This window comes from Mycobacterium asiaticum (genome assembly GCF_001668675.1).
Lineage (GTDB): Bacteria > Actinomycetota > Actinomycetes > Mycobacteriales > Mycobacteriaceae > Mycobacterium > Mycobacterium asiaticum_D.
Genome location: NZ_LZKQ01000245.1, coordinates 1 through 6,349, shown reverse-complemented (window position 1 = coordinate 6,349; position 6,349 = coordinate 1). Strand labels below are relative to the sequence as shown.

The window sequence follows — 6,349 nt, the reverse complement described above, 5'->3', positions numbered from 1 at the left end:
TGCCAGGAGTTCATCGCCCAGTTGGGCCGCAACTTCCAGGTGATCTACGAGCAGGCCAACCAGCACGGCCAGAAGGTCCAGAGCGCCGGCAACAACATGGCGCAGACGGACAGCGCCGTCGGGTCCAGCTGGGCCTGATAAAAACGGATCGCGGCAGCGCACCGCTCGGCTAGCGGTGGTGCGCAAGTCCGCACCGATTGACTGCGCACGTCCTGCGCGTGGGAGTTCACGCTCCCGTGCGCAGGCGTGCGCAGTCCCGTTTCTGGGGTAAATCCCTGGATCAACCGGGCTGGCCAGATCCAGCCCAACCTAGAAGCGGCCGCCGCCGCCCATCCAACCGCCACCGGACGAGCCCCCCGAGGAACCGGACCCGCCGAACGAGGTCGGGCTCCACCCGCCGAAGCCGCCTCGCATCCCTCCGCTGAGCAAGTCGCCGATGATGATGCCGCCCAGGATCGCGCCGGTGTTGCTGTTCGTGCGGCTGGTGTAGGCGCGCTGCGCCGCCTCCACATCTGCATTGGCCAGGGACTGCGCCTGCGCGGCCAGTGTCGAGGCCCCGTTCGCATAGGCGATCGCGTCGGCCAGGTTCGTCGTCTTTTTCGCGTGGGCGGCCTCGAGCTGGCGCCTGGCCTCGGCGAGCCGGGTCCGGGCCTCCGGCCCGATGGTGCCGCGACGGGTGTCGATGTACTCCGACACCGCCCGCACTCGCGACTCCGCCGTGAACAGCGCCTGCTCGAATGACCGGTTGAGCCGTTCGGCATTGGCGCGTTCCTGAGCAAGCGTGGTCAGCACCCGGTCGAGTTCCGCGTCGGCCTTGGTCAGCTCCGCGAAACAGGCCAACGGATCGGCGATGCCCCGCACGCCGCCCGCGCCGCTCACGCTGTCCAAGGCGCGGGCGGCCGCGTCACGCGCGGCGATCAGCTCGCCGGTGTGCGGCGACTTGTGGCCCGGCGCCTGTTGCAGTTGCTCGTTGGCGCGCTTGATCGCCGTCTGGGTGTCGGCGATGAGCGACGGCAGGTTGGCCACGGCGTGCCGGATGTCGCCGGCCGCGCTGTCCACCGCGTCCAGCAGCGAACGCGCCTGCCCCAGCGCGGACTCGGCGGCGCGGACGGCATCCACCAGTCGGCTTTGTTGTCCGCTCACCGCCTGGCCGGCCAGTTCGCGGGCGGTGCTGATATTGCGGTCGGCGAACTCGAGGCGCTCTTTGGCGGTGGCGACGTTGCCCGAGACCGACGTCAGCGCAGTCGTGCCGAACTCGTCGTGCAACTCGACCAAGTGCCGCTCGGCGGGTTCTATCCGCGTGGTGAGTTCGACGTACTGCTGGGTGAGCGCATCGAGGCGGGACGGCGCGTTGATCACCAGATCCCGCAGCCGCTCGAACGCCTCGGTCTGCGACTCCAACTCGCGGTCGGCGTTGGCCGCCGACACGATCACCCGGGTCAGCAGCTCGCGGCGCTGCGCCGGCGTCTCGGGGTAGGCGTCGTCGAGCTGATGACGAATGGTGAAGGCTTGCGACAGAGCGGCTTTGGCGTTGTTCAACGCGTCGGTGAAGGGCTTGGTACGTTCCTCGCCGAACTCCTCTATCGCCACCGCCAGCTCGTTGGAGCTGGTCCGCACCGCGTTGTCGACCTCCACCACCTTCGTTCGGGACAGGTCGTCGAGGATGTCCAGCGGCACCGCGGCCAGCGCCCGCGCGTCGGTGGGATCCACTTGCCGGGCGGCGGCCACCGCCCCGGCGCGGCGTCGCCGGGCGCGGCGACGCATCACCACCAGCAGCACCACGACGGCCAGGACGATCGCACCAAGCACCCCCAGCAGCACGTACGTGCCGGCGGAACTGGGCGACGCATTCAGTCCCTCGGCGGCGGCGATGGCCGCGCCGCGCCAATCCCCGTTGCGCAGCGCTGGTTCGATCTTGTTGTGCCGCAGATTGTCAACCTGAGTCGCATTGACGTTCTGCACCCCGTTGGGGACCAGGAACGCATAGGCGCGGCCCGACGTGGACACCGCCAGCAGCGCGTCGTAGTTGTCGAGTTCGCTGGCCTGCAAGGTGCGCTGAGCCCAGTTCAGCGCGCTCTGCCCGGAGAAGTTGTCGACGTAGACGACCCACAGCCGGATGTGCCGGTCGGCGTAGAGCTTGTCGACGGCCGCGGAGACGGCGGCGCGGTCGGCGTCGGACAGCACCCCGGCGTTGTCGGTGATCTGCCCCGGTAACCGGAACGGCGGCTGCGCGCCGGCGGTCGGCGCGAGCAACAACCCCCCGGCCAGGCCGGCGAATATCAGGACCACGCCGAGAAGCCGTGCGATGCGCATATCGCCAATTAAACCTCCGCCGTGCGACGGGCACGGACGCGTGACCCTGACCACCGCCGTTGCCGCACTTGCGCCGACGTCCCTGGCAGACTGTGGGTCGGTGAGCAACGATCAGCACGACCCCCACGACGACCCTTATAACGAGGAGGACCGTCAACGGCGGGTACTCGAAGCGCCGAAGACCGCGGGTCTGCCGGGCACCGAAGGGCAGCACCGGACCGACTTCGCCCGCGACCGGGCGCGGGTGCTGCACAGCGCCGCGCTGCGCCGGCTCGCCGACAAGACTCAGGTTGTCGGCCCGCGCGAGGGCGACACCCCGCGCACCCGGCTGACGCACTCGCTGGAGGTGGCGCAGATCGGGCGGGGGATGGCCATCGGGTTGGGCTGCGACCTCGACCTCGTCGAGCTGGCCGGCCTGGCCCACGACATCGGCCACCCGCCCTACGGGCACAACGGCGAGCGGGCGCTCAACGAGGTCGCCGCCGACCACGGTGGGTTCGAGGGCAATGCGCAGAACTTCCGCATCTTGACCAGCCTGGAACCCAAGGTTCTCGACGCGGATGGCCGCAGCGCCGGATTGAACCTCACCCGCGCTTCGCTGGACGCCGTCACAAAGTATCCCTGGCTGCGCGGCGACGGCCCCGGCGACAGCCGCAAATTCGGTTTCTACGACGACGACCGCGCCGCCGCGGACTGGCTGCGCGCCCGCGCCCCACGCGGCCGCCCGTGCCTGGAAGCCCAGGTGATGGACTGGGCCGACGATGTGGCCTACTCGGTGCACGACGTCGAGGACGGGGTGGTTTCCGAACGTATCGACCTGCGGGTGCTCGGCGACGAGGACGAGGCGACGGCGCTGGCCGAGCTGGGGGAGCGCGAATTCCCGCGGGTGCATGCCGACGAGTTGATGGAGGCCGCGCGGCGGCTGTCCGCGCTGCCGGTGGTCGCCGCGGTCGGCAAGTACGACGCCACCCTGGCCGCGGCGGTCGCGCTCAAGCGACTGACCAGCGAGCTGGTCGGTCGATTCGCCACGGCCGCCATCGCCACCACCCGCGCCGCTTCCGGACCCGGACCGGTGGTGCGTTACCAGGGCGAGCTGCAGGTGCCGGATCTGGTGCGCGCGGAGGTCGCGCTGCTGAAAATCCTTGCGCTGCAGTTCATCATGTCCGACCCGCGGCACCTGGCAGCCCAAGCGCGACAACGTGAACGGATTCACCGGGTGGCACACTGGCTGCAGGCCGGCGCCCCCCAGACTCTGGACCCCATGTTTGCCGCGGCGTTCAACAGCGCCCCGGACGACGGCGCGCGACTGCGCGTCATCGTCGACCAGATCGCCTCCTACACCGAAGGCCGGCTGGAACGCATCGACGTCTCCCAACTCGGGAGCAGCGCGAGCCGCTGAACGCCTAGACTGACCCCCGTGTCGAGTCCGGCGGGTTCCAGGGATACGGGCCGTTCCGGCGGCCGGTCCAGGATCTCCGACCGCGACATCGCCGCGATCCGCGAAGGCGCCCGGATCGAGGACGTGGTCGGTGACTATGTCCAGCTGCGGCGGGCCGGAGCCGACTCGATGAAGGGGCTGTGCCCGTTCCACAACGAGAAGTCACCCTCGTTCCACGTGCGGCCCAATCACGGGCACTTCCACTGCTTCGGTTGCGGTGAGGGCGGTGACGTCTATGCCTTCATCCAGAAGATCGAACACGTCAGCTTTGTGGAGGCCGTGGAGCTGCTCGCCGACCGGATCGGTCACACGATCACCTACACCGGGGCGGCCACCAGCGTGCAGCGCGACCGCGGCAGCCGCAGCAGGCTGGCCGCCGCCGCCGCCGCCGCGGCCGTCTTCTACGCCGAGGCACTGCAGTCCGACGAGGCCGCACCGGCCCGCAAGTACCTGACCGAGCGCAGCTTCGATGCCGAGGCCGCCCGGCGCTTCGGCTGCGGATTCGCGCCGTCCGGCTGGGACACGTTGACAAAGCACTTGCAGCGCAAGGGTTTCGAGTTCAAGGAGCTGGAGGCCGCCGGCCTGTCCCGGCAGGGCCGCCGCGGCCCGATCGACCGGTTTCACCGGCGACTGCTCTGGCCGATTCGGACCTCGGCCGGCGAGGTCATCGGGTTCGGCGCCCGGCGGCTGTTCGACGACGACCCGATGGAAGCCAAATACGTCAATACCCCCGAGACGGTGCTCTACAAGAAATCGTCGGTGTTGTTCGGGATCGACCTGGCCAAACGCGACATCGCCAAGGGACACCAGGCGGTGGTCGTCGAGGGCTATACCGACGTGATGGCGATGCATCTGGCGGGGGTGACCACCGCCGTCGCCTCCTGCGGCACCGCGTTCGGCGACGACCACCTCGCCATGCTGCGCAGGCTGATGATGGACGACAGCTTCTTCCGCGGCGAACTGATCTACGTTTTCGACGGCGACCAGGCCGGGCAGGCCGCCGCGCTCAAGGCCTTCGAGGGCGAACAGAATCTGGCGGGGCAGTCCTTCGTCGCGGTCGCGCCCGACGGCATGGACCCCTGTGACCTACGGCTGAAGTCCGGCGACGGCGCCCTTCGCGATCTGGTGGCCCGCCGAACCCCGTTGTTCGAGTTCGCAATTCGCGCCGCGCTCGCCGAAATCGACCTGGACAGCGCCGAAGGCCGCGTGGCCGCGTTACGCCGCTGTGTACCGATGGTGGGCCAGATCAAGGACCCCACCCTGCGTGACGAATACGCCCGGCAACTTGCCGGTTGGGTGGGTTGGGACGACGTCGCGCAGGTGATCGACCGGGTGCGCGGCAACGCCAAGAAACCGAAGAACCCAGGCGGCAACGCGAAAGCGCCGCGCCGGGGTGCTCAGCAAGCCGCTCAGGAGCCCGCTGACGCGGCCGGGGGGGGGCCGGCGGGCGCGCGTCCCGACCCGCGCGACCCGACGCTGTGGCCACAGCGTGAGGCACTCAAATCGGCGTTGCAGTTTCCCGCCCTCGCCGGCCCGGTGTTCGACACGCTGACCGTCGAGAGCTTCACCCACCCCGGCTACGCCGCCGTGCGGGCGGCCATCGAGACGGCCGGGGGAACCTCGATCGGCGTCAGCGGCGCGCAGTGGCTGGACCTGGTGCGCCAGCAGACCAACTCGGCGCTCACCGCCGGTTTGATCACCGAGCTGGGCGTGGAGGCGATCCGGGCCGAGGACGAGCAGTTGCCCCGCTACATCTCCGGGGTGCTGGCCCGCCTGCAGGAGGTGTGGATGGGTCGGCAGATCGCTGAGGTGAAATCCAAGCTGCAGCGCATGTCGCCGATCGAACAGGGCGACGAGTACCACGCGTTGTTCGGCGATCTGGTGGCGATGGAGGCCTACCGGCGCAGCCTGCTGCAGCAGGCCAGCGGCGACGACCTGACCGCCTGAGGGGCGGTCAGCGGGCGGCGTTCACCCGCGGCTCGACCTCGGGTTCGAGGTTCAGCCGCTCTACCTCGCGGTCCACCACACTGGTCTGGCTGTCGATCTCGGTCAGGGTCACGAAACCGGTGTCGGGGGAGATCCGGTTCGCGATCTTGCGGCGGCCGCCTTCGATCAGGGATCTGGCCACGGGACTTCCGGTGATCGCGCGATAGGTGCCGGCGATCTGCTCGTACCGGCGGCGCCCGGCCTTCGTGCCCAGCACATAACCCACGCCCAAGACGGCGACATACCCGATCAAAGCGGTCCCTCCGAGAAGAATTGCGACTGGCTCTATCCTGCCTCATTCGCGGGCGATTGGCCGCGCCAGCTCCGGCCGGGGCTGATTGGGTCCAGCCAAGCCAGTACGCTAGAGTCGTCCCGCGATCAGCACCAGCTTCGCTGGACTGATAGTCCCCTGTAGCTCAACTGGCAGAGCATTCGGCTGTTAACCGAAGGGTTGAAGGTTCGAGTCCTTCCGGGGGAGCCTTTCCTGGCGCGGGCCCCCCCCCCCCCCCCCCCCCCCCCCCCCGGGGGGGGGGGGGGGGGGGGGGGGGGGGGCCGGGCGGGGGGGGCTGGGCGCGCGCCCGGCGGCGGGGCGGCGCGCCCGCCTCGCCCGCG

4 protein-coding genes, 1 tRNA gene and 1 pseudogene are annotated in these 6,349 nt (G+C 69.8%); 4 read left to right on the top strand and 2 right to left on the bottom strand.

Annotated elements, in window-relative coordinates; all coding sequences use genetic code 11:
- Positions 1–138, top strand: a pseudogene (locus tag A9X01_RS21180) (type VII secretion protein EsxI); the annotation flags it as partial.
- Positions 139–309: 171 nt separating this feature from the next.
- Here A9X01_RS21180 and A9X01_RS21175 read toward each other — a convergent pair.
- Complete coding sequence (locus A9X01_RS21175) at positions 310–2,313, bottom strand: TPM domain-containing protein (protein WP_065122627.1); 2,004 nt, start codon at positions 2,311–2,313, stop codon at positions 310–312.
- Positions 2,314–2,413: 100 nt separating this feature from the next.
- Here A9X01_RS21175 and A9X01_RS21170 point away from each other — a divergent pair, with 100 nt between their 5' ends.
- On the top strand, positions 2,414–3,712 hold the full coding sequence (locus A9X01_RS21170) for a deoxyguanosinetriphosphate triphosphohydrolase (protein ID WP_065122628.1): 1,299 nt from the start codon (positions 2,414–2,416) through the stop codon (positions 3,710–3,712).
- Between the two features lie 18 nt (positions 3,713–3,730).
- A complete protein-coding gene (gene dnaG, locus A9X01_RS21165) occupies positions 3,731–5,698 on the top strand; it encodes a DNA primase (RefSeq protein WP_065122626.1) in 1,968 nt (655 codons plus the stop codon).
- A 7-nt stretch (positions 5,699–5,705) separates the two neighbouring features.
- Here the strand turns inward: dnaG and A9X01_RS21160 are convergent, their stop codons facing one another.
- Positions 5,706–5,990, bottom strand: a complete 285-nt coding sequence (locus A9X01_RS21160) for a hypothetical protein (RefSeq protein ID WP_065033872.1) — start codon at positions 5,988–5,990, stop codon at positions 5,706–5,708.
- 152 nt (positions 5,991–6,142) lie between these two features.
- Between A9X01_RS21160 and A9X01_RS21155 the strand changes: the two genes are divergently transcribed.
- Positions 6,143–6,215: transfer RNA gene (locus A9X01_RS21155), tRNA-Asn, on the top strand.
- Positions 6,216–6,349: the final 134 nt, after the last annotated feature.